Raw genomic sequence first — 24146 nt, forward strand, 5'->3', positions numbered from 1 at the left:
TTAAATCTTTATCCCCTACCCTGGTTTGATGAAACTTACATGGCTTCTATCGCAAAAGAGTTTTATGAAACGGGAAAATTCACTAAAAGAGTGGCCTACCATGCTCACCAACAAAAAGAAGAATTTATTTATGGGCCATTCTATTTTTTAGTTTCCAGCTTTGTTTTCAAACTTTTTGGTTTCGGCATGACACAATTCCGATCCATTGCCTTATTGAGCGGAATTCTCGTTCAAATTTCGTCTTTCCTTATTTTAAGAAAATTTGTAAAACAAAACGTTACCCTGTTATTGATGAGTCTTGTTTTTATGCTCGATCCATTTTATTTCCGATGCATGCATGAAGGCAGAATGGATTTAACCGCCTCATTATTAATACTTTCAGGAATTATTGTATTTCATTTCGCCATCACGAAAAAATATGCTTCCTATTTTTTATTTTCCGGAACACTATGTTCACTAGGTATACTCACTACACCCAGACCAGGGTTTTTGCTTATTCCTTTATTTATATATCTTGGTTATTTCCTTTGGAAAGATTTTAAAAAGCATTGGTATTTCCCCATCATATGGATTGCCCCAATTGTCCTTTTTTACACCCTCTGGATCTTTTATGCTTTTGGCAGTTTTGAAAACTTTATCAGCTTTTATCAGGATAAATTGGGCTATGCAAGGCTGCCCGGAAGACCTTTCTATATTCCCAAACAGCAGTTTCCTTTAATCCTCAGTGCCCTTATTTTGGTAACAGCCAGTATCCTTAAATGTGGAAAATCCTATTTTAATTTTCTCTCAATTATATCCCTCAGCTCCATAATTTTATTTTACATAATAGTTTACGATCAGGGCCCTTATGCATCATTTATCATTCCCTTCTATTATTTATTAATTTTCTATTCTGGGGAAAGGTTGATGGAAAAAAAATCAAATCCTCAATCTGAAATCCATTCCCAGGCACTTTTGTAGGCATCAATTTTATCAATATAAGCCAGGAATGAATTGTAGAAATTATGATTGGATAAAGTACTGCTATCCCCAATCACCACAAGTTTTTTTCTTGCCCTGGTAAGTGCTACATTCAGCCGCCTAATATCATTTAAAAAACCTATCACATTTTTTTCATTACTTCTTACCAGGCTGATGTAAATAATATCCCTTTCCTGTCCCTGAAAACCATCAATAGAATTGATATCTACAAAATCGGAGAAAACTTTAAGGTCAATATCCTCATTAAATTTCTCCCTTATGTACTGAACCTGAGCTTTATACGGAGAAATCAAACCCACAGAAAAAGTTTCATCCATTATTTCCTGATAAGTACTATTAATATGCAGAAGCAAATTTCTCAGGTGTTTCAACATTAAATTTGCCTCCTCCGAATTAAACTTACTTTGCGATTCTTCCTTTGCTTCTTCGTCAAAGCCGCAACCTGCTGTATCAATAAATTCCACAGGTTGGCTAAGCAGATAATCTTCCTTATTTTCCACCAGCAAATGATTTTTCACGGTTTTATCTGCCAGCAATCCACCTGAATAAAACTGCTGACTGGAAAATTCCATGATCTGCTCATTCATTCTATACTGCGTTTGCAGCATTACATCTACTTTTTGCCTTTTTATACATTTTTCAAAAAGAGTAATTCCCAAACCTTCTTTCTCGGCTTCAAATGATTTTACAGTTGGAGGGAGTTGCTGGTGATCTCCCGCAAAAACCACCCTTTCACTTTTAATTATGGGAATCCAACAGGCGGGTTCAAGCGCCTGCCCTGCCTCATCAATAAAAACGGTGGAAAATGTTTTATGGCGGATAAACTTATTTACCGTACCCACAAGTGTTGCGGTAATTACCTGAGCTTCGTTCACCAGGCTATCTACAATAAACTTTTCCAGGTAAGTGGCTTCATCAAGCATTTTCCTGGATTCTGCAAATAATAGTTTCCGTTGTTCCCGCTCTGCTTTTCCAAATTTCCGTTTGTATTTAAAGCCCATCTTTCTCAATTCTTCAGCATTTTTCCTGAGCTTTTTAAGAAAACGATAGTCATCATGATTCGTAATCCGTGCTTCAAGACTGTATTGCATGAGATCTTCATTTACCCTGGCCGGATTTCCAATTCGCAGGACATTTACACCCTTTTCAGCAAGCTTTTCAGTAAGTAAATCCACAGCGGTATTACTGGGAGCAGTAACCAGCACCTGATTTTCTATTTTAAGAACTTCCTGAATGGCAGCCACAATTGTAGTGGTTTTCCCGGTTCCCGGAGGACCGTGAATGATCGCTACATCCTGCGCTTTCAAAATTTTGTTTACTGCCCTGTTTTGGGATTCATTGAGCAAGGGATTAGTCGCTTCATTTTCAATTTCATGAAACTCTGCAGGCTCTTTGCCTAACAAAATATTCCTCAGTTCAAACAAGCGCCCCTCTTTCGCACTGATCACTTTTTGCAGGGCATAATCCATTTCCTTGTAAGTGGCAGAATCGAAAAGTACATCCACCCCAATAGTTCCATATTCTATCCAATCAGGTACTTCATCTACATTCAGGTAGATGCGCATGGCATTTCGCCATACAGAAGCAATTACTCCGGGTAAATTATCGCCCTTTTCCTTATTATTCGAATTATTAAAAAGGGAAACCATTCCTCCTACCTGGAAATTATGATTTTCACCCAAATGTGTGGTTCTTTCAATAGAAACAAACAATTTTTCGCCCAGTCCAATACCAATATCTTTTACCTCCACAGGATACCAGGTCAACCCCTTTTTCTTCCGCTCTCCCAATGGGGTTTCCAGCATAGATTTCCGGTATTGGTTCAAATCCTCATCTCTCTCAAGTGATAATAATCCTTTTAATTTATTTAGTTCTTCCATCCTTATTTTATGTCTTTTTACCTGGCTGGCAGAAGTGAATTTCGTAGGGAAGTCTAACCCATCCCCTACAATTTTTCCTAATAAAGGAATATTCTTACTTCTTTCTTTTTGTATTCTTTATTAAAATTTTTATGCGTTCAAAAAGCCATTTTTTTTAAATAATTGAAGAAACGGCTATTGAAATATCTTTTTCTACTAAAAATCCCATCCTGGACCGGTAAATTCCAGGCAAAGGTAAATCTAATTGTATCCCATTCCCTAATTATCTTTATTAATGTGAAGATTAAAGCAAAAAATCACATTGCTGAATTATTTATAATCTGACAAGGGTTTAGTATGAATATAAGAGGTTAAGTTAATGATCGTTAAGGAGGGAAATATGAAAAGTTTTTTTAAGAACTGATCGTATTAATTTTTTATTTTTTTTATTAATCTTATAATCCTTTTATCTCTAAAAGGGAGTTTTTTAAGAACCAATCAACAAGTTCTGGCACTTTAATAACTAATTCAATTACCATTTGTTAATGCTAAATTTTGCTTAAAATTTTCGGGAAAATCCTTAACAAATGATTTTTTTGCTTTAATTTTTTAAAATTTTTCTAAGGGAAAGAAAAATTAATCACCAACATAAATTGCCTAAGGATATGGCTGTAAGGAGCTTTTTTATTACAATACTTTCAATTTTCTATTTTTCACCCCTGATGGCTCAGGTGGATATGGTTAGGGTTCACCAGGAATGGCAAACCAATAAAAATAAGTTTAGTGTACCACTTCACCAGCTACAGGCCTATTTACCCAAAGACGGAATTCCTCCGGTCTATCATCCGGATTTCTGGAATAAAAGACAAGCTACAGGTAAGTTTGATAAACATGAACCTATGGTAGTTGTGGTAGTGAAAAGTATTGAAAAAGCTTATCCTATCAGTGTGCTTACCTACCATAATATCATTAATGATAAGGTTGCCGATGTGCCCATCGCGGTTACTTACGATCCCGTATCCAATTCGGTAGTGGTTTACGATAGAAGAGTGGAGGTAAATGACAAAAAGCATTTATTGACTTTTGGCAACTCTGGAATGTTACGCAAAAGCAATCTGGTGATGTGGGACAATGAAACTGAATCCTGGTGGCAACAAGCCAGTGGAAAAGCTATAGTAGGCGAGTACAATGACAAAACGCTGGAGGTAGTCCCCTACATGATCATCAATTATGACGATTATTATTCGGCTTACCCTTACGGCCTGGTACTCTCCACCGATATTGATAAAAGTGTAGAATATGGCAAAAATCCATATTACAAATATGACGATATTCAGAGAGAAAGACCATTTCTTTATCCCGGAATGCCAAGTGAAAGGCTTCCTGCCATGAGAAAAGTGATCGCCATCACCGCCATGGGAGAAAATATAATTTACCCAATTGATATTGTGAAATCTTATGGAGTTTTAAATGACACCCCTAATGATATGTACATTGCACTTTTTTATAGTGAAGATGTACCCAGTGCCTTGGATGAAGAGTGGATAAAAGATTCTAAAAAGGTAGGTACTGTAGTGCCTTTCTCTGCTTTTTACAATTTTGAGCGGCTAACTTTCAAAAAAGTAGGAAAACATTTTATCGATCACCAGACAGAATCTACCTGGGATATTACGGGTAAGTGCATAAAAGGAAAGCATAAGGACGGACAACTCAAACTATTAAAATCCAAACACCAATTTGCTTTTACGGTACTGGACCAGGAACCTGAAATCAGGATTTTTGGTGAAGTTTATTAACCTGCTTGATTTGGTACTTGCTTTTTTAACTGCAATATGTTTTTTAAGATGAAGAAAATATTTTTAATCCTTTCTTTTATTGCCAGCGCTTTCCTGGCAAATGGTCAGAACCTGGTGGAAAATAATGGTTTTGAGGAGTTTTTGGAGGAGTCCAACGGGCAATCCTATATGTCGAATGTAAAGCATTGGTACAATGCCAATCAGTACGAAAATACAGCCTTGTTTGGTACGCCAGACCATATGTATTCGGCAAAAAGAGAAGATGGAGCCAGAAGAAATTTTAAATATTTCCAGCCTTACAAGGGGAAAGCTACAGCAGGCCTGATTACCTATATGCAGCGGGTGAGGGACTACCGGGAGTATATTTCCATTAAACTGACAGAATCCTTAAAAATTGGTAATACTTATGAAGTTTCCATGTATGTGACCAATGGCAACCACTCTGCATTTGGAAATATTGGCACAAATGGATTAGGTGTTTTACTCACTGATGTTCCTGTAAAACAAAAAGCCTATGAACCTATTTACGAGCAACCTCAGTATTTTTTTGAGGATGTTTTTTATAGTACCGACTGGCAAAAAGTTACTTTTACCATTAAGGCCGATAAATCCTACCGATACCTCACAATTGGCAACTTTCTAAAAGATTATAACCTTAAGAAAAGGTATTACAACTTTGATGTTGACCCGCAAAGTTACTTTTTCATAGATGAAGTTTCGGTAATTGAAACTGATGGAAAAGATCCTGAACCAGAAGAGGAACCAATTGTACAAACTGAAGAACCACCAGCAGAAGAGGAATCAATGCTGGAAGGCAGGGATGTTAATATTCAGAACAGGTTTGAAATAAGGGGAACTGAAGTGCTGATAAAAGTGTGGGATAAAAGAGAAGTAGATGGGGATATAATCTCTCTTCAGTTTAACGGAGAATGGATTTTGAAAGAATATTCTTTGAAAAAAGGTAAGAAGAAAATTAAAATAAAATATGACCCTAATGGGGATAATATTCTGGTTTTCTTTGCCCATTCATTGGGAAAAGAACCGCCAAATACTGCTGCCATCTCCCTGCAAAGCGGGAAACATAAAAGGGTAATGAGTATCCGCTCTGACCTTAAATATTGTGGAGCTATTCAGTTGGTAAAATAAATAAAAAAGCCTCTCCATAATGGGAGAGGCTTTTTTATTTATAATTTTCAAAAATGGTATCCAGAATTCGGATCAGGTTCTGATGGTCTTCTTCACCCAAACCATTCCAGCCTTGTTTTCTTACCTCCATAACTACAGGTAACACTTCATTTACTTTTGATTTACCTTCCTGCGTTAAAAGAATTTTGAATCTCCTCCTATCATTTTCATCCATTACTCTTTCAGTAAGTCCTTTTTTACACAGGAGGTCAATAATTCGGGTAACAGTTGGCGCATCTTTAAAAGTGGAATCCGCAATTTCATTCTGGCTCAGGCCATTTTTTTGCTGCAATTCATCCAAAATCACCCACTGATCTACCGTAATCCCGGCATCAATTTCATTCAGTTTTCTCTGAAGATTTTGCCTGATTTTCTTCATCGTCCGCTCGATAAAGAAGCCAAATTTTTTATATTCTTTCACTTTTAAGTTATTATTTTATTGGTACCCAACAACAATTAGTACACTAATTATTGCAAATAAGAAAAGGATTTAGGTCAAATCCTAAATCCTTTCAAAAATCATTTTCCTTAAACGGAAAATTACAATGTCCCCCTCAATTGCTGCTCTCTTTCTATGGCTTCGAAAAGTGCTTTAAAATTTCCTTTTCCAAAGGATTTTGCCCCTTTCCGCTGAATAATTTCAAAGAACAGTGTTGGTCTTGGTTCTAGGGGTTTTGTGAAAATTTGCAATAAATATCCCTCATCATCCCGGTCTACCAAAATTCCCAGCTTTTTAATAGCAGTTAATTCCTCATCAATTTTTCCAACCCTGTCCAGAACATCATCATAATAAGAATTGGGTACTTTCAAAAATTCCACTCCCCTTGCCTGCAATTCCGAAACGGTTTCAATGATATTATCCGTGGCAATAGCCAAATGCTGAACCCCTGCCCCGTTATAAAAATCCAGGTATTCTTCCACCTGAGATTTTTTCTTACCTTCAGCAGGTTCGTTTATCGGAAATTTTATCCGGCCATTTCCATTGCTCATTACCTTACTCATTAGTGCAGTATATTCTGTGGAAATATCCTTATCATCAAAAGAAACCAATTGGGCAAATCCCATGGTATTGGCATAAAAGTCCACCCACTTATTCATTTCATTCCAACCCACATTCCCCACAATATGGTCAATATATTTAAAGCCAATTTCTTTAGGTTTATAATCTGTTTCCCAGGCTTTAAACCCCGGGAGGAATGGTCCTTCATAATTTCCTCTCTCCACAAATATGTGCACTGTATCGCCATAGGTATGAATGCCGGATCGCACCACTTCACCAAACTCGTCCTTTTCTACTGTGGGAGGCATGTAAGCCTTTGCCCCTCTTTTTACGGTTTCATAGAATGACTTTTCAGCATCATCCACCCATAAGGCAATTACTTTTACCGCATCTCCTTTTTCATCTATTCGCTTGCCTATTTCCGAATCTTTGTTCAGGGGACTTGTCAGAACGAACCTGATTTTTCCCTGTTGCAACACATAAGACTGCGTATCGTGATTGCCAGTTTCCAGTCCGGAATAAGCCACTGACTGGAAACCAAAAGCAGTTTTATAATAATGAGCCGCCTGCATAGCATTTCCTACATAAAATTCAATATAATCTGTACCATTGATAGGCAAAAAATCTTCCGCTTCGGGAAAAATCTTTTCGATTGGAGGATGTATATTTTTAGTGGTTTTCATTTTTTGAATGTTTTTATAAATGTTGAAATTTGCGATTATTTAAGTTTCTTTATCCTAAGAAAATGACAGTTTCCTCAATTATCTATATAGAAATATAAACTGCTTTTTCCCTTCCTCTTTCCTCTCTAGAGGAGAATAAGGGGAGGTTTTTACTGTTTTTCCGAATTAATCCATCCAGGATTTAAAATAAGTTCCATCATCTATTTCTGCTGCAGCCTGGGTAATTTTAAACGGATGAAAGGGATCTACCATTAAAGCCAGTTCTTCTGTTTTGGTCTGCCCAATACTCCTTTCCATTGCCCCCGGATGCGGACCATGAGGTATCCCTCCCGGATGTAAGGTCAGTTGTCCTTTTTTTACATCGTTTCTACTCATAAAGTCACCATCTACATAATAAAGCACTTCATCTGAATCAATATTGCTGTGATTATAAGGAGCAGGAATCGCTTTGGGATGGTAATCATAGAGCCGTGGGCAAAAAGAGCATACCACAAAATTCCGTCCTTCAAATGTCTGGTGAACAGGTGGTGGTTGGTGAATTCTTCCGGTAATGGGTTCAAAATCGAAAATGGAAAAAGCATAGGGATAATTAAATCCATCCCACCCTACAAGATCAAAAGGATGTGCACCATATATAATCCGGTGAATTTGTCCCTGCTTTTTAACTTTAATCAGAAAATCCCCTTTCACATCATGAGTTTCCAGATTTTCCGGTAATCTTAAATCGCGCTCACAAAAGGGGGCATTTTCCAAAAGCTGTCCAAAATTATTGCGGTATCTTTTAGGAAAATAAATCGGACTAAAAGATTCCAGATAGAATAATCTGTTGTCTTTAGAATCGAACTGTATTTGGTAAATAGTTCCTCTTGGGATAATGAGATAATCTCCATATTGAAATGGGATATTACCAAAAATGGTTTTTAGAGTCCCAGAACCTTTATGTATGAAGATCAACTCATCTGCTTCACCATTTTTATAGAAATAATCTCCCATAGAATCCTTTGGGGCAGCCAAGCCAAGAAGCAAATCATTATTGACTAATAAGTCAGTTTTGCTCTCCAGGAAATCATCTATTTGTGGAATATTAAATCCTATAAACCGCTTCGCCATTAAATTCTTTTCAACTGCAATTTTGGGTGTTACATCAATTGGAGAAAGGTATTCTTTCACCATAGTTGGTCGATTGTGGTGATATAGTAATGAAGAAGTTCCTGAAAACCCCTCAGTACCAAAAAGTTGTTCCTGAAAAAGCCCTCCATTTGGTTTTTCAAAAACGGTGTGTCGTTTTGGGGGAATTTTCCCCTGTTTATGGTAAATAGGCATAATCGTGTTGGTTGGTTAAGGTTATGATTAGTATAACATTTTAAATAAACTTGTCATACTAACTATTGTTATACTACAAATTAAACAAAAAATTCGTTCCAATGAAATACATACTCAAAAAGTTTATACTAATGCAACAAAAAAAGCCCTGGTTTGATTACCAGGGCTTTCAAGAAATTTTATTTTTCTAACTGTAGTACTTAGGCTACTTCAGTCTCACAGAATTCATCGAAAACAGCAATTAGGTGCTGAGCAATCATTTCAGCCGATCTTCCTTCAATGTGATGTCTTTCTACGAAATGCACTAATTCACCATCCTTAAAAAGTGCAATTGAAGGCGAAGAAGGAGGATATGGCAATAAATATTCTCTTGCCTTCTGAGTGGCTTCCATATCCACACCGGCAAATACTGTTGCTAAAGTACCAGGCTTTTTCTTTGCATTGGCTACAGCCAGTCTGGCTCCGGGTCTTGCAGTTCCTGCCGCACATCCACAAACCGAATTGATGACCACAAGTGCAGTTCCCTTTTGATTTTCCAATAATTCAGTAACCGCCTCAGGAGTATTCAGATCTTTAAATCCGTCATTCACTAATTCCTCCTTCATCGGTCTTGTTAAGTGTTCTGGGTACATATTCTAATTATTTATTTTAGTAATTTTTAAATTAAATTTTACTTAATCTCCTCATTGAGCATATTTTACATAAATCCCAATTCCAGTTTTGCCGCTTCCGACATCATATCCTGTGTGTAGGGAGGGTCAAATGTCAACTCTACAGTTACATCATTCACTCCTTCAATGGTTTTTATTTTCTGCTCCACCTCACCTGGAATCTGCTCTGCAGACGGGCAGGCCGGAGAAGTTAAGGTCATGAGCACATAAATATTGTTTACGGGAAATACACTGACTTCATAAATTAAACCTAATTCATAAACATCAACCGGTATTTCCGGATCGTAGACCGTTTTTATCGCATTTATCGCTTTTTCCTTTAATTCCTGTTCAGTCATAATTGAGTTTAATTTAAGTACCAGTACTTTTTCAATATTAAGTGATCGTCTTTGTTCAGGAACCTATTTTTGCCTGATAGGCCAATGCATACATCTTTATTTGTTTAATCATGGCCGTTAGTCCATTGGACCTCTGAGAACCAATTACATTACGCATCCCTATTTTTTCCATAAAATACAGGTCACTATTCATAATTTCTTTGGGTCCTCTGCCTGAATAAATTCGGATTAATAAGCTTATTAGTCCTTTGGTAATTGCAGTATTACTATCAGCATTAAAAATGATTTTATCATTTTTTAGTTCCGTAATTAACCACACTTTTGACTGACAGCCTTTAATTATGTTTTCCTCCGTCTTGTGCTTTTCCTCCAGCTCGGGAAGTTTTTCTCCCAATTCCATTATATAAAAAATAGTACTTTCCCTATCATCTCCCAGGAGGGCAAATTCATCAATTATCTCCTGTTGTACCTCATCAATTGTCATTAGTCCAATTATTCTTTATTTTAAAATCAATGGTAAAAATAATACTCAAAAATTTAAAACCGTGCTACAATTTTATGAATACTTTCTACCATCTGATCTATTTCCTCCTTTGTATTGTAAACCGCAAATGAGGCTCTGGCTGTTCCATCTATTCCAAATCTGTTCATTAAAGGCTGCGCACAGTGGTGTCCTGTTCTGATGGCAATTCCCTTTGCATCCAGCATCATACCCAGATCGAAAGGATGAATTCCATCAATCAGGAATGAAATTACACTTACTTTCTTTTTGGCAGTACCAATAATTTTCAACCTTTTTATATCCTGAAATGCTGCTGTACAATATTCCAGCAACTCTTCTTCGTGTCTGGCAATATTGTCCTTGCCTATTTCATTTACATAATCCAGAGCCGTTTTCAGGGCAATAGTATCACCAATATTAGGTGTTCCTGCTTCAAATTTGAATGGTAAATCATTAAAAGTAGTTTTTTCAAAGGTAACTTCTTTTATCATTTCCCCTCCTCCCAAAAAAGGCGGCATTTCTTCCAAAATGGCTTTTTTACCGTAAAGCACTCCCATTCCGGTTGGTCCGTAAACTTTATGGGATGAAAACACATAAAAATCACAATCCATTTTTTGCACATCCACATTAAAGTGTGGAGAAGACTGCGCCCCATCAATCAGGACAGGAATATTGTGTCTATGTGCTTCTTCAATTATTTTCTCCACATCGTTGATGGTGCCCAGTACATTGGAAACATGTACAACTGAAATCAGCTTCGTTTTTGGGGAAATTAGTTTTTGAAATTCCTCAAATATGATTTCTCCATTATCATTAATAGGCATTACCTTAACTTTCGCGCCTTTTTCCTCACAGATCATTTGCCATGGAACAATATTAGAATGGTGCTCCATAGTGGAAATGATGACTTCATCTCCTTCTTTAATATTTTGTCTCCCGTAAGTATTTGCCACAAGGTTTATGGCTTCAGTGGTGCCTTTGGTTAAAATAACTTCTTCGGTACTTGAAGCATTAATAAATTCCTTTACCGCGGTCCTAGTATCTTCAAACTTGCCGGTAGCCTTGTCAGCAAGGGTATGGGCACCTCTGTGCACGTTGGAATTATATCCAATATAATACTCATTAAGCGCATCAATTACAACCTGAGGCTTTTGGGAAGTAGCAGCATTATCCAGGTAAATTAAGGGGAAACCATTTACTTCCTGATTAAGAATGGGGAAATCTTTTCGTATTTTCTCCAGATCTAGCATTTATATTCTTCTTAAAGGTGGTTCAAAATTATAGTCATTAAGGTAACATGTGAAAAACTATGTAGTCAACTAAAATTACCTTATTTATAATTAATTTAAATAAGAACCAAAATTAATGGGTTTAGTTCACAAATGTGATTAAAACTCAGTTTTTCTTAAGTGCATGTTAATAATTTTACCTGTTTGGCTATCATTCCATTAGTGGGACAAGCACGAATTTACTGAATCACAGGAGATGGTTAACATGCTGCTTACCAGGTTTAAAAGAGTTATGCTTATTACAATATATGGGAAATTAGGAAAACCCCTTTCCTATCCAGAAAGCTTACCTCAAAAGAAAATTACTATTGACCAAAAATTTCGGAAACCTTAAAATTTCGAATAGCGCCTAATCTTCCATTCTGGCAATACAAGTTTGAGAATTTTAGAAAAAATTACACTTTTAAAAATAATAAAATCCACAATTTCTGCAACATAATTGCATTATCAAAAAAAACAGCTTTAATTTGCAGTTTAAATTTCAGTAATTTTTTATTAATACAGAGGAAAAGTGATAAGAAGTTTGCTAAAAAAATATGCTGATCAGATAGGGATAACCGGTTCGGTTATTTGCCTCATTCATTGTTTGGCCGTTCCGGTTTTGGCCTTAATAGGAAGTGGACTTTCTGCAAGTGGAAGTCATTATCACTGGTTTGAAGGAGATGAATACTTTTTCGTTGCTATTTCATTTTCCGCAGTTTATTTTGCTTCCAGAAATGCACAGTCAAATTTAATAAAAATATCGCTTTGGTTTTTTTCTGTGCTATTTGCTTTATCAATTTCCCTTTCCCATCATTCTCACGAATACAACTGGCTGATTTATCTTTCTCATTTCAGTACTGTATGCCTCATCATTGCTCATTTTATTAATATTAAGGCCATTAGGAAACAAGCTTCCTGTGTGCGAACTTCCTGATTTTATATAAGGTTAATCAGTAATCAGTCGGAAATATTTATTGGTAAAAATTTGATTTTAAGGGAGCAGTGATATTTCTTTGCTAGAAATCTCTCACTATATTTTTCAATATAGCAATTGGTTTATAAAGAAGAGGGAAGAGACTAGGCTCTATGATCCTCTAGCAACCCTTCTGGTAGTCAGAAACGGTGCTAATTCCTAGCCTAAATTTTTAGGGAATATAAATTACAATTACTGATATGTTCAAATTTATTTCAACCTCTCTTACTGTACATCCCTTTTTAAAGCTAAATTATGGTTTTTTCATTACTTGCTGTTGTCGGTAATTTGGAATAACCTTGCTTATATTTTCCTAAGTATTGGTAAAAAAGTACTTATTATTACTGCTAATCCAAATTTTTAAACTTTAACCTTATTTACAATGTCAGAAAACTTAAGATTCGAAACATTACAACTTCATGCAGGACAGGAACCTGACCCTACCACTGGTGCCCGTGCTGTACCCGTTTACCAAACAACTTCATTCAATTTTAATGACTCAGATCACGGAGCTAATTTATTTGCATTAAAGGAATTCGGAAATATCTATACCCGAATCATGAACCCGACAACTGATGTATTTGAGAAGCGAATTGCTGCGCTGGAAGGTGGGGTGATGGGACTTGCCACTGCTTCAGGACAATCAGCGCAATTTTTAGCCATCAATAATATTGCTCAGGCCGGGGATAATATAGTTTCCACATCTTTTTTATACGGAGGGACTTTTAACCAATTTAAAGTTTCATTCAAAAGACTTGGTATAGATGTTCGCTTTGCCAATGGCGATCAGGCTGATGATTTTGCTAAATTAATTGATGACAATACAAAAGCCATTTATCTGGAAGCTATAGGCAATCCAAGATTTAATATCCCTGATTTCGATGCCATTGCCAAACTTGCCGATGACAATGGTATTCCGTTAATTGTAGATAATACTTTCGGTTGTGCAGGTTACCTTTTCCGTCCAATTGATCATGGAGCAGCTGTAGTAGTGGCTTCAGCTACCAAATGGATTGGTGGCCATGGAAATTCTATTGGTGGAATAATTGTAGATTCTGGAAAGTTCAATTGGGGAAATGGTAAATTCCCTCAGTTTACTGAGCCTTCTGAAGGTTATCATGGTTTAAATTTCTGGGAAGTTTTCGGCCCTGAAGGTCCATTCGGAAATATTGCCTTTGCCATTAGGGCCAGAGTAGAAGGACTAAGAGATTTCGGACCGGCTTTAAGTCCATTCAATTCTTTCCTATTATTACAGGGGCTGGAAACATTATCTTTGAGGGTTCAAAGACATGTAGAAAATTCGCTGGCTCTCGCAGAGTGGCTGGAAGCACATGAAGCGGTAGAAGGTGTAAGTTATCCCGGGTTGAAGAGCAGTCCACATCACGAACTGGCTAAAAAATATTTGAAAAACGGATTTGGAGGTGTACTTTCATTTACCATAAAAGGAGACAGGGAAGTTGCCAAAAAGTTTGTAGATAATTTGCAATTAATCAGCCATTTGGCTAATGTGGGTGATGCCAAAACACTGATTATTCACCCAGCGTCTACGACTCACCAACAGCTATCTGATGAGAATCAAAAAGCAGCAGGTGTTGACCCTAATTTATTAAGGGTTTCTGTGGGAATAGAGCATATTGATGATATAAAAGCAGATATCCAACAGGCCTTTAACATAGCCATTGGATAATTGACGATAAATTAAGGATTCAGTCTCTGCAATTTTTCATAAAAAGGGCAGAGACTGAATAAATTTCTAAAAAAATAAAGGTGCGTTTTAATAATATAAGGCTTTCTGAGCGACTGTTTTGCTCCTAAGTCTTTAATTTCAACCAACGAAAATGGATCAGGCTTTTTTTAAATACGATAAAGAATTTAAGCTGGAATCAGGAGAAAAACTGGAAGGATTTACCCTGGAATACAGCACATTCGGAAAATTAAATAAGACGAAATCGAATGTGGTTTGGGTGTGTCATGCCCTCACCGGTAGTTCCGAAGTGGATATATGGTGGAAAGGTTTATTTGGAGAAGGCTGCCTTTTCAATCCAGAAGAACATTTCGTAATTTGTTCCAACATTCTTGGTTCCTGTTATGGTTCCACCAATCCTTTATCTATCAATCCTGCCACCAACGCCCCTTATTTCCATTCCTTCCCCAAAATTACCATCAGAGATATCGTTTCGTCTCTCGATTTACTACGACAATATCTGGAAATTGAAAAAATTCATGTACTTACCGGAGGCTCTCTCGGTGGCCAGCAAGCAATGGAATGGTCATTAAAGTGTCCGGATATCATTGAAAACATGATTCTGATTTCCACCAATGCCAGGCATTCTCCATGGGGAATTGCTTTTAATGAGGCACAAAGAATGGCCATTGCGGCTGATCCTACCTGGAAAGAAGAGCGGGAAGATGCCGGAGTGGAGGGCTTAAAAGCCGCCAGGGCAGTTGCTATGTTATCCTACCGAAACTACGAGACTTACCAAACTACCCAGCTCGATGAGGATGATGAAAAAACAGGTGATTTTAAAGCTTCATCCTATCAGAGGTATCAGGGATTAAAACTTTCCCAACGCTTCAATGCTTATACTTACTGGATTCTTTCCGAAGCCATGGATTCCCATAATATTGGAAGGGGAAGAGGTGGAGTAATGAAAGCATTGAAACAAATAAAAGCATATACCCAGGTAATAGGGATCACCACTGATATTCTATTCCCTATTTCTGAACAAAGGCTTATTGCCAGAGGTATTCAGAATGTCACTTATGAAGAAATAAACTCAACTTACGGGCATGATGGTTTCCTGGTAGAAACCGACCAACTCGATAAGAGTATTCGTGCCTTTTTCAAACAAAAAAACAGAAAGCAATTATTATATGGGTAAGGAAATTAATATTGGATTATTTGGGTTTGGCTGTGTTGGAAAAGGGCTTTATGATGTATTAAACAACAGTAAAGGGATTTCCGCCAATATTAAAAAAATAGCTGTTAAAAACAGAGATAAAAAAAGATCTCTCCCTTCCGAATATTTCACATTCAATAAATACGATTTGCTCGATAATCCTTCAATCAACCTGATTGTAGAATTAATAGACGATGCAGAAGAAGCTTATAATATTGTGACCTATGCCTTAAAAAACGGGAAAAATGTGGTCACCGCCAATAAAAAGCTGATTGCAGAGCACATGGAAGAGTTGGTAAGTCTGCAAAATGAAACCGGTTGTTCCCTTCTTTATGAAGCTGCTGTTTGCGGAAGTATTCCCATCATCCGAACAATTGAGGAGTATTATGTAACAGAATTACTATATTCAGTGCAAGGAATTTTCAACGGTTCTTCCAATTACATTCTTTCTAAAACTTTTGCCGAAGGATGGCCTTATGACAAAGCACTAAAAGAAGCACAGGATCTCGGATTTGCCGAAACTGACCCCACACTGGATGTTGGCGGTTTCGATGCCAAATACAAACTGGTAATTCTTACTGCCCATAGTTTTGGCCTTTATGTAAGACCTGAAGACGTTTTCAATTATGGCATCCAAAATCTGAATATGTGTGATATTCAGTATGCCAAGGAAAAAGGCTATAAAATAAAATTGATTCCCAAGGTATACAGGGTTGGAGAAAATGAGGTGACTTTATATGTGATGCCCCAGTTTGTAACTAATGAAAGTAACCTCTACCGGGTAGATAATGAATACAATGGCGTGACGGTAGAAGCTGCTTTTTCTGACAAACAATTTTTTAGAGGCAAAGGAGCCGGAGGACATCCAACCGGTTCTGCAGTACTTAGCGATATTGCGGCTAATAGCTATAATTACAAATACGAATACCATAAAAACGATATCAATTCGGGCATAGAATACACCAGAAATATTGAATTGGAGATTTATTTCAGGTATATGAATCCGGAACAATTTGAGAAAAGTAAATTTATTTCCATTAAAGAAAAACACGAAAGTCAGGATTTCAATTATGTCATTGGAAAAGTACTTTTGTCTGACTTAATGGATGATGATTATTTCAGCCAGGAAGGAAGTTTTGTTATTCAGATTGGGGATTAGCTTTTATCATGAGTAATAAACCTGATACCATTCAAAGTAATGGACAAACATTTTTTGTTCATAAAGGGAATGCTGATGATTTCAATTATTTGTGTTTTTATGTTAACCAAAATCCCAGGAATTATAGTTGGGAAATTTTATTAAATGAAATTATTTTGGATTCTATGTCTTGTGAGTTGATAATTGACAAGGATTCCAGTTAGCCTAATCAGATTCATAATATCAAACCTTTTTGAAAGCACCGGCTCTTTTTCATAAATTAGGAAAATCAATTAATCTCCTATAAAAATGAAAAGGATACTTATAGCATTTGCATTTTTATCTTTAATCCCTTCACTTGGGAAAATTAGCGAACCTGAAATAATTGAAATAAGGGTTAAATACCAAAGCAGCTTTTCTCCACTTCCTGAAGATTATACTATAAATATGATGGAAAGGAAAGTTGTTTATACCAGTCCAATAATTCCATCACCAAATGGCAACCCTAAAGCCAAAACAAAAAAAATAAGGGGTAAGAAATGGAAAAAATTAATCGCCCTTATTGAAGCATTGGATATTAACTCAATGAATTCAACAAAAGGTCAGGAAATTGATAGAGGATGGTACTCTTTAAGTATATTTTATTCTAACGATGGAACAAAAGAGCTGAAAATGTGGACCGGATATACACCTGATGAATTATTGGAAATACATCAATTGATAAAATTCAAAAAGTAAAAGTTGTTGAGTAAATTTTATGGAAGTTTTCTCTTAAAAAATAGAAGGATATTTCTCCTTTAAATAAGCAAAATAAGCCCGGAAATCACTATTAAACTCTTCCTCAAACTGCTTTCTAAATTGATTTTTATTTCCGCTATAGCGCACAAATGCCATAAAAAAAGCATTGTTGGGAATGAATTCATCAAAGTATTTTTTATAGGCTTCATTCTTAAATGGAATTTCCCTAAAACCTGTGGTAATCTCATCAATCAAAGCTGATTTTTTTTGTTTCTTTAAGGCAATTGGCGTATCCTGATCAAATGATTTGTACAGGGAATCCAGCCGTTCTGTTCCTGACAAAATATGTTTTAGGAAAAGCTCATAATCCGGCTTGCGATTCGTGTAATAATCATATTCTGTGGAGTTTATACCATATTTATATTCCAGAAAATATTTTGCACCCTCCTCCCCTATAAAATTCGCCAAATTCTCATTGTATTGCAGATTATCCTTTATGAATAAGGTGCCATGTGTAAGCTCGTGGATAATTACTTCTGCAAGATATCCATCTGGTTTTTCCAACATATTAGAAAGTATGGGATCATTTAAAATTCCTAAAGTGGACCAGGCATTCACTTCTCTCATTCTGGTATCCCAGCCATTTTCAATCAGGTTTTCTTTTTCTTTTTCAGCCGCCTGCTTATCGAAAAAACCTTTGTATGAAAATGTACCCAACACCGGGAAATCCCATTCTTTGTTCTGAAAGGAAAATGGTTTACAGGCAGTGACTACCCACAAAATAGGTTCCCCTTTCTGGTCATAAAGGGAAGTATAGCTGTTGCTGGCATCCAAGCCCACAGAATCAAAGGAAAACTGACGAATTTCCTGAATGAGTTCAATTTTTTTTTTCAGGGAGTCTGGGTATTCCGGATTGGTGAGGTAATTTTCAATTGGCTCGGCCTCCATCACAATTTTAATTTGCCCAAACGCCTGTTTATAGCCATAAATCACCAAATCGTAATTCCAAATAAGAAAAGCCAACAAAAAAGTAAGTGTCAACTTTAAAAGGACTTTAAAAATATTGAAAGTTTTAGGCGATTTTAGTCCTTTTCCTGCATGAATGGCAGAATTTTCAGGATACCTTGGAATTTTATCTTCGTAAAATTTTTCTATTTTTTTTATATCTTCTTCTGCATTTTCGGAAGCATAAAAAGCCTCTTCATGAAAACCCACCCTCTTTCTGCCATAATCAATGTATCCTAAAATTAATGGGACATTTGCAGCTTTGGCTATATAATAAAATCCTGTTTTCCACTTCTCGGTATAGCTTCTGGTTCCTTCCGGAGTGATGGCAATACCAAATTTTTCATTCTCTCCAAACTTCTCAGCTACCTGATCTACCAGCCTGGTATTACGGCTTCGGTCTACCGGAGTTCCTCCCAGCCAGTAAAACAAAAACCCAATCTTTGATTCGAATAAGGACTTTTTTGCCAGATATTTCACCTTACTTGCATTGATAAAGGGTCGGGCGGCTACACCTATGGGAAAATCCCAGTTACTGGTATGTGGCGCTACAATAGCCACAAACTTTTTCACATCTTTTGGGATCTTACCGGTGGTTTTCCAACCGATTAACCATAGGAAATATCTATAGATAAGGTTTATAATAAACATATTTTGGCTTATTTCAAGAAGGTGTCCAATCAATACCCTGCTAAAGTAAAAAATTAGCTCAAATTCACTTTACCACAAGCCTATTCTTTTTAAAAGCAGGTTAAAAATTCCTTCGTCTATGGCTATAATATGGGCTGCATCTCATCCATTCCTCAGAAACTATGAGCAAAAGTTTAACATGTTTTACTCTTTTTTAACAGCCTTTTAACAGCCTTGTGTGCTTCATCCCTATACTTTTGGATGAAAGTTAAATTCCGATAATGTGTAGATTTAGATATTTACACAAAAAAGTTGATTCCAATGCCTGCCTGATTAATAAAATTGTTTTCATAAAAAATATAGGAAAGGTGAGACAACCATTTCAATTTTTCCAGCATTTAAAGATTTGAATACCATAGATAAAAACTACCATAAATTGAAGGACGAGCAAATTATAAATTGGTGTAAACAAGGGAAGGCCAGTGGGCAGCGGATTCTTTATGACCAATTTTCTACTAAAATGTTCCGCCTTTGTTTCAGGTATATTCGAAATGAGTTCGACACGGAAGATGTGTTGATAAAAGGCTTCATGAAAGTTTTTACCAATATCCACAAATTTGAATACAGAGGCGATGGCAGCCTTGAAGGATGGATAAAAAGGATCATGATCAATGAGTCCCTCATGTTTCTGCGAAAGAAAAATAACTTCAATTTAGTACAATCTACCGAGGCTCAATTCGTAGAAACGGACGAAAATTCATTGGCTAAACTAGCGGCAGAAGATATTTATGCATTAATATTAGAATTACCTACAGGATACAGAACAGTTTTTAACCTTTATGTGATTGAAGGTTATAGTCATAAAGAAATTGGTGAGATGTTGGATATTAGTGAAAACACATCCAAATCTCAACTCAGCAAATCCAGAGCTGCATTAAGAAATCTATTATTAAAAAACGGTATCAATAATGAGAGATGACGATTTAGATAAATTATTCCGTTCCGCCATGGATGATCTTGAGGGCATACCACCTCAGGTGAGCAACTGGGATGTTGACAAAACATTCGGCAAAATCCAGGAACAACTGAACCCCAAAAATACCCGGAAATTTCCCGGTATTTTTGACCTTGCTGCTGCTGTGGTCATCACTATAATCACTATAGGGTATGCCACAAACTATCTTGTTGAAGAGAAAATAATTGATGGAGATGAAATCGCTGCAATCATAGATTTTTCATCAGAGGAAGCGGTTGAAGAAATTAATTCTACTCTTGAAACAGAGAATCCAGATGAAAATAATTTTATATTATCCAAAATGGAAAACCAGGAAAAAGCTTTTCCTGAAATTGATTTAAAGTCTGTGGATTTCCAATATGCCTCTACATCTTTGGCAAATAATATTCCCCCAGTTGCCACAAGGAAAAACAGGGCAATATCTAAAAACAACAATGCTGGAGATCAGAAAAATTTCGATTTTGTTTTTAATTCTCCAATGGCTGGATTCTCAAAGAAAGGGAATACCCATGATGGACAAGAAACTCTTGGTTTTGGAATGGACAACACCCAAACCCCAAATCAAATTAGTCTGTCCTTCCCTATTGGATTTAGCTACATGGCAGATCATTTTGCTCCCACCATCTCAGGGAGAGTGGCTTTAAATAAACAAAGCAAAAAGAATGTAGATAAAATTTCTTCAATTGCAGCGACCATTTCTTCTTATCATTTCATGGATAAAAATGAGTCAGGAAAAATGTCTGTTGATTCAAGATTTTTTGTTGAAGCATCATTCGGTAAATTTTCTTCTGATCACGACAAAGTGATTTCCGGACATGAAATAGGGGGAGGTTACATGCTCGGAAAAGACAATGAGCAATTCAAGGGAAAAACTTTTAAAGTTAATTATTCAATTTCGGTGAAGAATAAAATTAAAGTTTCCCCTGAAGCCATCATTACCGACAACTTTAGCAAAGTTTATCCAGGCATAAAAGTTACGCTTATATAGCCTGTAAAATCAAGATATCATTACCGCAAAGCAGATCAGATTCATTTTTGATCTGCTTTTTTATTTTCTGTCAGTAGCATCCAGGTTTCCAAAAAGATGTAACATCAATGCTCTGGATAGGCGAAAATTAACTGGTACAAATAAAATGGTGGGTACAATTACCGCAATAAGTAGTTGAATTAGTGTAGGCTGGAAAAAAATTTGAGCAATAATAAAAATGGACACCATGATGGCCACATTGAAACCATAACTAAAATACATGGCACCATAGTAAAAACCAGGCTCCGGGTGGAAGGAATAGCTGCATTTTGGGCAGGTATCATGCAACTTATTAAATTTAGGCAAATTGCCCAGCAGGGAATATTGAAACATATCTCCTTGTCTGCAATTAGGACATTTACAAGTTATGATAGCCCCAAATTTCCCGATTGATTTTTCCTGTTTTGCTGAATATTCCATAAAGTATAATTGTAATTTTTTCTCCGACACAAATCTAGTTTATTAATAATAAAGAACTAACGAATGGTTTTTTAAGTTCGGGTAAATGTTATATTAGTAGTACTTTTTAAAAACCGTTAGGATTAACCAAAACAACAACACATTTTATGAATAAAGAAATAAAAAATGCCACAGAAGCTATTCATGATATTCAGGACGGCATGACTTTGATGCTGGGCGGATTTGGCCTTTGTGGAATTCCCGAAAATTGTATAGCTGCACTGGTGGCTAAAAGAATTAAAAACCTTACCTGTATTTCCAATAATGCCGGAGTGGATGATTTCGGGATTGGACTTATGCTCCAACAAAGGCAAGTAAAAAAAATGATTTCTTCCTATGTAGGAGAAAATGCAGAATTCGAAAGACAGCTTTTAAGTGGTGAACTTGAAGTAGAATTAATTCCTCAGGGGTCTCTTGCCGAACGGTGCAGGGCAGGAGGTGCTGGAATTCCTGCATTTTTTACCCCGGCAGGCTATGGTACTGAAGTAGCGGAAGGAAAAGAAACCAGAGATTTTGGAGGCAAAATGTATGTATTGGAAAATGCCCTTATGGCTGATTTTGCACTAGTAAAAGCCTGGAAGGGTGATTATGATGGAAACCTTATTTATAAAGGAACTGCCAGAAATTTCAATCCTCCAATGGCTATGGCCGGGAAAATAACAATTGCTGAGGTGGAAGAACTTGTTCCCTCTGGTGAATTGGATCCTAACTTTATTCACACTCCGGGAATTTTTGTGCAAAGAATTTTTCAGGGGAAAGGATACGAAAAAAGAATAGAAAAGAAGACAGTGAGTAAATAAGTTCTTTAGCCAATGGGCTAAAGAACTTGAAAACAATTATTCCTGGTCTAAAATATTGGCATAACTTTCTTTTTGGAAGCCCATACCAGCTGGCCCCTTATACTCAGCTGAACCAAATCCCAGGATAGGATAAAAAATAAATGAAAGGAAAATAAGGCCCAGGGTAAAACCTTCATCCTTTCCAAAACTTTTTGATAATAGGTTAATAGCCCAGATAGCTACTACCAGGTTGGCAATGGGAACAAACATAAGCAATAACCACCACCAGGGTTTCCCGATAATTTCGAGCAATACGATTATATTATAAATTGGAATAATACAGGCCCAGCCTGGCTTTCCTGCCTTTTCATAAATTTTCCATTGTGCAGCAATCATTACAACAATAAAAGCCAGGTAAATTACGGCAAATAAGCCAGATCCAAATGTTGAAAAGTCTTCCATGAGGTTTGAGTTAAGTTTTAAAAATGGTTACTAGTATTAAGACAATATCCTTAAATCGGAATTGTGGATTCAAAATATAGAAAATAACTGAAAATCAATATTTATTGGTCAACTAGTTATTTTTTCAATCCAAATTTTCAATATCTCTTATTTTTTGGGCTATATGCTCCATTACATCTGAAGGATATTCAAACCAGTCTACCTGTTTTCTGATTTTCAAATTATCATCAAAATAAAGCCAGATGGTAAAATTTCCACCATGTTTTAATTCCCACAGTTTATCATTGAAATAAAATGGGTTAAGGTAACCTCTTGCTACTGCCGCACTATCACTTACAGCAAGGTCTTCTACTACAAGATGCTGCTGGTCTTCAGATAATTTTTTAAATGATGGATTTGGCCAATCGTAAAATTCCTTAAATTCTTCCTTTCCTCTGATTTTAGTCTGGAGCAATACATCCTCAAAGTTTACCGTATCGCTATAAAAAGAAAGTAATTTTTCCCAATCCTTCCTTTCGGCAAATGTCTGGAAATATAATCTGGCAGTTTTTTCTACTTGTTGCTTTCTGGTAAGCTGGGGCTTTTCTTTTTTATTATCCTTTTCCTTCGAACCACACGAAAAAAAACCAAAAACCACCAAAACAAGTAAATAAGAAGCCAAATTATACCTCATAACCAACAGGATTAATCTTTCACTCAATTTAACTCCTGTTCTCTTTAAATCCCAGTTTTTTAATTTTTTCTATCCATTTTACTTTATATTTTTCTTTAGAGTGTTTCATATTTCCAATGGAGGTAATTTTAGTTTTGAAGCCTACAAAATCTAATGTCAACCCTTTCATTGATTTATGTCCGGGACTGCCATATACCAAATAATAATACCATACAGGTGCATCCATTGTGGTAATTATCCTGGCAGTTTTCCCTTTCATAAGCTTATCCCAAAAAGGCCCTTTTTTGTGGTATTTAAATAAATGACCGGGCAGAAATAACCGATCGATAAATCCTTTAAGAATGGCAGGAACCCCTCCCCACCATGTGGGGAATATCCATACTGTGTGGTGCGCCTTTTTAATTAGCTCAAGAGCTCTTTCCAGGTCAGGTTCAAGTACGGTACGCTTTTTATATCCGAATTTTAGTACAGGGTCAAAATTCAGGTCAATTACGTTTAATACATCCACCTTAAGCCCGTCATTTCTTGAAGCACCCTGAAGGTATGCATCTGTAAGAGCGGAGGAATAACTTTCCTTATCCGGATTGCCATTAATAATCAGTAAATTTTTCATAATTTAAGTTTTTACAAGTTTTAGTCCATATGGACTATGGCTAATATAATTACTTTTTGTATATTAGTCCAGTAGGACTATGTTTTTTTTATACTTAAAAAAACAACTAGATTTAACCGACAATT

The 24146-nt window shown here is 36.3% G+C and carries 25 protein-coding genes and 1 riboswitch; of the genes, 12 read left to right on the top strand and 13 right to left on the bottom strand.

Annotation, left to right across the window (positions count from 1 at the left end; genetic code table 11):
* The first annotated feature begins 39 nt into the window (after nt 1–39).
* A complete protein-coding gene (locus tag A3EM_RS0117250; protein WP_169513374.1) occupies nt 40–960 on the top strand; it encodes an ArnT family glycosyltransferase in 921 nt (306 codons plus the stop codon).
* On the opposite strand, the gene A3EM_RS0117255 is transcribed toward A3EM_RS0117250, so the two are convergent.
* Nucleotides 927–2861: an AAA domain-containing protein gene (locus A3EM_RS0117255; RefSeq protein WP_020529485.1), complete on the bottom strand. Its 1935-nt coding sequence runs from the start codon at nt 2859–2861 to the stop codon at nt 927–929. The two genes, A3EM_RS0117250 and A3EM_RS0117255, sit on opposite strands and share 34 nt — an antisense overlap.
* Before the next feature lie 644 nt (nt 2862–3505).
* Here A3EM_RS0117255 and A3EM_RS0117260 point away from each other — a divergent pair.
* Together A3EM_RS0117260 and A3EM_RS0117265 are read left to right on the top strand one after the other, a co-directional pair.
* A complete protein-coding gene (locus A3EM_RS0117260) occupies nt 3506–4636 on the top strand; it encodes a DUF3179 domain-containing (seleno)protein (protein ID WP_157637933.1) in 1131 nt (376 codons plus the stop codon).
* 48 nt (nt 4637–4684) lie between these two features.
* A complete protein-coding gene (locus A3EM_RS0117265) occupies nt 4685–5782 on the top strand; it encodes a hypothetical protein (RefSeq protein ID WP_020529487.1) in 1098 nt (365 codons plus the stop codon).
* A 34-nt stretch (nt 5783–5816) separates the two neighbouring features.
* Here the strand turns inward: A3EM_RS0117265 and A3EM_RS0117270 are convergent, their stop codons facing one another.
* The 7 genes from A3EM_RS0117270 to A3EM_RS0117300 form a co-directional block, all read right to left on the bottom strand.
* Nucleotides 5817–6242, bottom strand: coding sequence for a MarR family winged helix-turn-helix transcriptional regulator (locus A3EM_RS0117270; protein WP_026210368.1), 426 nt, complete (start codon nt 6240–6242; stop codon nt 5817–5819).
* 119 nt (nt 6243–6361) lie between these two features.
* Nucleotides 6362–7504: a 4-hydroxyphenylpyruvate dioxygenase gene (hppD, locus tag A3EM_RS0117275; protein ID WP_020529489.1), complete on the bottom strand. Its 1143-nt coding sequence runs from the start codon at nt 7502–7504 to the stop codon at nt 6362–6364.
* 165 nt (nt 7505–7669) lie between these two features.
* Entirely contained in the window at nt 7670–8827 is a 1158-nt protein-coding gene (locus A3EM_RS0117280; RefSeq protein WP_020529490.1) for a homogentisate 1,2-dioxygenase, read from the bottom strand.
* Nucleotides 8828–9027: 200 nt separating this feature from the next.
* The gene (locus A3EM_RS0117285) at nt 9028–9459 is read right to left on the bottom strand and encodes a BrxA/BrxB family bacilliredoxin (protein WP_020529491.1); all 432 of its coding nucleotides are present in this window, start codon (nt 9457–9459) and stop codon (nt 9028–9030) included.
* 65 nt (nt 9460–9524) lie between these two features.
* Nucleotides 9525–9836, bottom strand: a complete 312-nt coding sequence (locus tag A3EM_RS0117290) for an SUF system Fe-S cluster assembly protein (protein ID WP_020529492.1) — start codon at nt 9834–9836, stop codon at nt 9525–9527.
* A gap of 55 nt (nt 9837–9891) precedes the next feature.
* Nucleotides 9892–10320, bottom strand: a complete 429-nt coding sequence (locus tag A3EM_RS0117295; protein ID WP_020529493.1) for a SufE family protein — start codon at nt 10318–10320, stop codon at nt 9892–9894.
* 53 nt (nt 10321–10373) lie between these two features.
* Nucleotides 10374–11588: a cysteine desulfurase gene (locus A3EM_RS0117300; protein ID WP_020529494.1), complete on the bottom strand. Its 1215-nt coding sequence runs from the start codon at nt 11586–11588 to the stop codon at nt 10374–10376.
* 550 nt (nt 11589–12138) lie between these two features.
* On the opposite strand from A3EM_RS0117300, the gene A3EM_RS42730 reads away from it, so the two are divergent.
* The 6 genes from A3EM_RS42730 (at nt 12139) to A3EM_RS0117335 (ending at nt 17358) form a co-directional block, all read left to right on the top strand.
* Nucleotides 12139–12543, top strand: coding sequence for a MerC domain-containing protein (locus A3EM_RS42730; RefSeq protein WP_044238674.1), 405 nt, complete (start codon nt 12139–12141; stop codon nt 12541–12543).
* 119 nt (nt 12544–12662) lie between these two features.
* Nucleotides 12663–12770: riboswitch (SAM riboswitch) on the top strand.
* A gap of 194 nt (nt 12771–12964) precedes the next feature.
* Nucleotides 12965–14269, top strand: coding sequence for an O-acetylhomoserine aminocarboxypropyltransferase/cysteine synthase family protein (locus A3EM_RS0117315; RefSeq protein WP_020529497.1), 1305 nt, complete (start codon nt 12965–12967; stop codon nt 14267–14269).
* A gap of 151 nt (nt 14270–14420) precedes the next feature.
* Nucleotides 14421–15464, top strand: coding sequence for a homoserine O-acetyltransferase MetX (gene metX / locus A3EM_RS0117320; protein ID WP_020529498.1), 1044 nt, complete (start codon nt 14421–14423; stop codon nt 15462–15464).
* Nucleotides 15457–16641, top strand: coding sequence for a homoserine dehydrogenase (locus A3EM_RS0117325; protein ID WP_020529499.1), 1185 nt, complete (start codon nt 15457–15459; stop codon nt 16639–16641). Before metX ends, A3EM_RS0117325 begins: the two co-directional genes overlap by 8 nt.
* An 8-nt stretch (nt 16642–16649) precedes the next feature.
* Nucleotides 16650–16844, top strand: coding sequence for a hypothetical protein (locus A3EM_RS0117330; RefSeq protein ID WP_020529500.1), 195 nt, complete (start codon nt 16650–16652; stop codon nt 16842–16844).
* An 85-nt stretch (nt 16845–16929) separates the two neighbouring features.
* Entirely contained in the window at nt 16930–17358 is a 429-nt protein-coding gene (locus tag A3EM_RS0117335; RefSeq protein WP_020529501.1) for a hypothetical protein, read from the top strand.
* Nucleotides 17359–17391: 33 nt separating this feature from the next.
* Here the strand turns inward: A3EM_RS0117335 and A3EM_RS47080 are convergent, their stop codons facing one another.
* Nucleotides 17392–19014, bottom strand: coding sequence for an aminopeptidase (locus A3EM_RS47080; protein ID WP_157637934.1), 1623 nt, complete (start codon nt 19012–19014; stop codon nt 17392–17394).
* 385 nt (nt 19015–19399) lie between these two features.
* Here A3EM_RS47080 and A3EM_RS0117350 point away from each other — a divergent pair, with 385 nt between their 5' ends.
* Both A3EM_RS0117350 and A3EM_RS0117355 read left to right on the top strand, forming a co-directional pair.
* Complete coding sequence (locus A3EM_RS0117350; protein WP_020529504.1) at nt 19400–19972, top strand: RNA polymerase sigma factor; 573 nt, start codon at nt 19400–19402, stop codon at nt 19970–19972.
* Nucleotides 19962–20996, top strand: coding sequence for a hypothetical protein (locus A3EM_RS0117355; protein WP_020529505.1), 1035 nt, complete (start codon nt 19962–19964; stop codon nt 20994–20996). The genes A3EM_RS0117350 and A3EM_RS0117355 overlap by 11 nt, the downstream gene beginning before the upstream one ends.
* Before the next feature lie 60 nt (nt 20997–21056).
* Here A3EM_RS0117355 and A3EM_RS42735 read toward each other — a convergent pair whose 3' ends face one another.
* The gene (locus A3EM_RS42735; RefSeq protein WP_020529506.1) at nt 21057–21455 is read right to left on the bottom strand and encodes a DUF983 domain-containing protein; all 399 of its coding nucleotides are present in this window, start codon (nt 21453–21455) and stop codon (nt 21057–21059) included.
* Between the two features lie 146 nt (nt 21456–21601).
* Here A3EM_RS42735 and A3EM_RS0117365 point away from each other — a divergent pair, with 146 nt between their 5' ends.
* On the top strand, nt 21602–22294 hold the full coding sequence (locus A3EM_RS0117365; RefSeq protein ID WP_020529507.1) for a CoA transferase subunit A: 693 nt from the start codon (nt 21602–21604) through the stop codon (nt 22292–22294).
* Between the two features lie 36 nt (nt 22295–22330).
* Here A3EM_RS0117365 and A3EM_RS0117370 read toward each other — a convergent pair whose 3' ends face one another.
* The 3 genes from A3EM_RS0117370 to A3EM_RS0117380 all read right to left on the bottom strand — a co-directional run bounded on the left by A3EM_RS0117370 (nt 22331) and on the right by A3EM_RS0117380 (nt 24021).
* Entirely contained in the window at nt 22331–22735 is a 405-nt protein-coding gene (locus A3EM_RS0117370; protein ID WP_020529508.1) for a DUF5684 domain-containing protein, read from the bottom strand.
* 124 nt (nt 22736–22859) lie between these two features.
* A complete protein-coding gene (locus A3EM_RS0117375; protein ID WP_020529509.1) occupies nt 22860–23435 on the bottom strand; it encodes a nuclear transport factor 2 family protein in 576 nt (191 codons plus the stop codon).
* 1 nt (nt 23436) lies between these two features.
* Entirely contained in the window at nt 23437–24021 is a 585-nt protein-coding gene (locus A3EM_RS0117380; protein WP_020529510.1) for an NAD(P)H-dependent oxidoreductase, read from the bottom strand.
* Nucleotides 24022–24146: the final 125 nt, after the last annotated feature.

The sequence above is a fragment of the Flexithrix dorotheae DSM 6795 genome, from assembly GCF_000379765.1.
In the GTDB taxonomy this organism is placed as follows: Bacteria; Bacteroidota; Bacteroidia; order Cytophagales; family Flammeovirgaceae; genus Flexithrix; species Flexithrix dorotheae.